Source organism: Pseudomonas sp. RA_35y_Pfl2_P32 (genome assembly GCF_963970735.1).
GTDB lineage: Bacteria > Pseudomonadota > Gammaproteobacteria > Pseudomonadales > Pseudomonadaceae > Aquipseudomonas.
In genome coordinates this window covers 1-565 of sequence record NZ_CAXAQF010000159.1, presented here as the reverse complement: position 1 = coordinate 565, position 565 = coordinate 1, and the positions used below count along the sequence as shown (strand labels likewise).

Below are 565 nucleotides of genomic sequence, written 5' to 3'. Positions count from 1 at the left end.
ATATGCCTATGGGTTGAAGAACATCGATCCGTTCGCGCAGAGCCACCCCTTGTCGGGCGAGCGCATCGCCAACTTGACGGCGGACGTGACGTCGTCGCCCTTCTACAACGCCAAGCCCGACCTTGCGCTGGACGATCGTTTCAAGCGCGTGAAGGCCAAATTGCTTGGCTATGTCGCCGACCCCAAGACCACGCTGAACGTCTATCCCGAGCAAGACCAGAGTGTGTACGCCCATTATGCGCGCGCTTACGCCTGGCATAAAGCGGGCTATCCCGAAAAGGCCGACGCGGAGGCAGCGGCATTGCTGAAGGCGGATCCGCACGACCCCTATTTCCTGGAAATTCAGGGGCAGATCCTGCTCGAAGCGGGCAAGCCCCGGCAAGCGCTGGCCCCGTTGCGCGAGGCAACCGACCTGTCGCGCAACGCCCCGTTGATCGCGACCACCTTCGGCCATGCGCTGATCGCGACCGAGGACAGGGCCAATTATCCCGAGGCGATCAAGGTGCTGCGCCAGGCGGTGGCGCGCGACGACGACAATCCCTTCGCCTGGTATCAATTGGGCACG

The 565-nt window shown here is 62.7% G+C and carries 1 protein-coding gene; it reads left to right on the top strand.

From position 1 onward, the window contains the following. Positions 1 to 565, top strand: a 565-nt coding sequence (locus tag AACY45_RS27630) for a tetratricopeptide repeat protein (RefSeq protein WP_339548641.1), incomplete at both ends; no start/stop codon positions are given.